At 62.5% G+C, this 2,241-nt stretch carries 2 protein-coding genes; both read left to right on the forward strand.

Features of this window, described 5'->3' with window-relative positions:
* A partial coding sequence (locus tag ABWI03_RS34100) for a restriction system modified-DNA reader domain-containing protein (protein WP_298776188.1) occupies nucleotides 1-1,457 on the forward strand: 1,457 nt, incomplete at its 5' end.
* Between the two features lie 58 nt (nucleotides 1,458-1,515).
* Nucleotides 1,516-2,115, forward strand: coding sequence for a hypothetical protein (locus ABWI03_RS34105; RefSeq protein WP_073513841.1), 600 nt, complete (start codon nucleotides 1,516-1,518; stop codon nucleotides 2,113-2,115).
* Nucleotides 2,116-2,241 lie beyond the last annotated feature (126 nt).

The following is a 2,241-nucleotide window of genomic DNA, read 5'->3' on the forward strand; positions in this document are numbered from 1 at the left end:
ACAGCGTCCAGGCATTGAAGACGTACAAAGCGTTGCCGGGTGACAGCGGGTTCTTCCGAATGACCGTCGTCGACCAAGCAGGGAAGTTCCGCCAGCAACTGCAATGGCAGAAAGTATCCCTCGGCCCCACCCAAGCACTGTCCTTCCAACTCATCGCGGTGCAGGTCGCCCTCTCGGTGGCCATCGCGTCGGTGAACGAATCGATCGCCCGCGTCGACGGTAAAGTCGAACAACTCCTCGCCCTCGCCCAAGCGTCCCGAGTCGGTGACGTGGTCGGTCATTTCACAACCTTGGATCGGCTCGTCACCACCCTCGACGAACACGGAACACTGCCGACCGCAGACTGGGAATCTGTTGCCGGACTCCGGCCCACCCTGAATGTGACCATCGAACGCCTCCGAGAACACGTCAAACGCACCTTGGCCGGGTTCGATGCCACTCGCCCGGTCCAGGATCGCGCCGACTATCTCCGCCGAGCAATCGAAGAGAACCGGCTCGGCGAATCCCTGCACCTGTTGGTGGTCGGTGAGCAGTCGCTCTATCTGTGGCAGCGGTTGCGGATCGCGCGCGTGCAGGCCACCGAGCCGCAGCATCTGCAGGTGGTGCTCGACGACGCACGCACAGTGCTGGCAGAGCATTTCGAACGCGACGGCGAACTGTTGCTGCACGCGCGGTCGGAACTGTCGAACTTTGCAAAAATGCACCGACTCGACGGATTCCGGTGGGGCGCCGCCCACAATCTCAAACACGACATCGTCAAACTCAAGAACGACCTCGACGACTTCGCGCAGGCACGTGGCAGCCAGGTCATGGGATGGACCGACCACGAGAGTCCCAGCGTCGTCGACGCCCTGGCGGAAGTCGGCAGTCGGGCAGCGTCCGCAGGCAGTGCTGTCGCCGGCGCGGCCGGCAAAGCGATCGGTGCCGGTGTCTCAGGAGTCGGATCCGGGCTCGGGTGGGTGGGCCGCGGGATCGGAAACCTCGTGGGCTCGGGAAACCAACACGCAGACAAAGTCGAGATACCGACACCTACAACGGAACATCGTCTCGCGGGTGCAGCCACCGCAACCGCACAACCTGACGAGGCGAATCCGAACTCGTGCGACGGCGACGATTCGACATCCGAATCCTCCATGCTCACACACCAACCCGATCGAATCATGCCGTCTTCCGCCCCGATCGCGTACGACGACGACATCTTGCAGCTCATGCTCTTCGGCCATCTACAGGTCGGCGACCAGCTGACGTATCACGATACCGGCCGCGGGCTCACCTACATCGCAACGATCACGCGGGACGGGGCCCTCGACGTCGACGGGAAACGCTACGGGCCACCCTCGGCGCCGTTGACGGACATCATGGGCCGGCAACGGCACGGTTGGAGGGACTGGCAACTGGCCGATGGGCGGCAACTTCGACAGCTGCGGCGACAAGCGTACGCAGAAATGCGCCGCTGACACCCGTCCTAGCTCTGCCACCACACGCCGACCCGTCCACAGGATGAAGCGATCACAAATGACAATGAAAAAATCCTGGCTAGCAGCGCCGATCCTGCTTCTCGCGCTCAGTGCATGCAGCGACCAGGGCACATCCACCGAACCTGCCTCGTCTGAGGGAGCAACTGCAACCGCCACGACACCGAGCTCCTCAGGGACACTCACACCGGTCTCCAGTACCACGATTGTGGAACCCACGACGGAAACCATCGTCGAACCGCCCACAGCGGAGGCAACATTCATCGACACGCCCACGCCGGCGGTGACCAAGCACATCGACTACTGCACCTCGCCCGGCCCGAACACCGCGTTCACGGACGGAACATACGGTTGGACGGACGAATGCGCCGGCCCCGCAGCGATCAACCGGGTCAGCGAAATCACCGCCAACGGAGGATCCTGCGACGGAACCACGTGCACCAACTCACTAGGAATGACCTTCCCCGACCCTCGGGCCGAAGCCGGAATGACCGATGCACCGCCAACAGCTGGCACTCCTCGGACCACGACAAGCACCCCGACAGTAACGAATCCGCCGAACCATCCCCAGGTCCTGTGGTCGAATTGCCTGCAGCAAGGCAACACCCCGGAACAATGCCGGGAAATACTCGACAACTGATTCTCACGCCCAGCGAAAGCCCGGCCAGTCCTGAGCACGTCGGAGCTGCAATTCCGGGGCGGTCTCGACACTCTCACCCGACTTTGATCCACACATTCACTGAGTAGGTCCTGTGGTTTGACTGTA

Source organism: Rhodococcus baikonurensis (assembly GCF_040489275.1).
Lineage (GTDB): Bacteria > Actinomycetota > Actinomycetes > Mycobacteriales > Mycobacteriaceae > Rhodococcus_F > Rhodococcus_F baikonurensis.

What these genes read in the sequence shown, in the direction of transcription:
- ABWI03_RS34105 (WP_073513841.1), top strand. Translation starts at nt 1,516, where the DNA reads ATGACAATGAAAAAATCCTGGCTAGCAGCGCCGATCCTGCTTCTCGCG.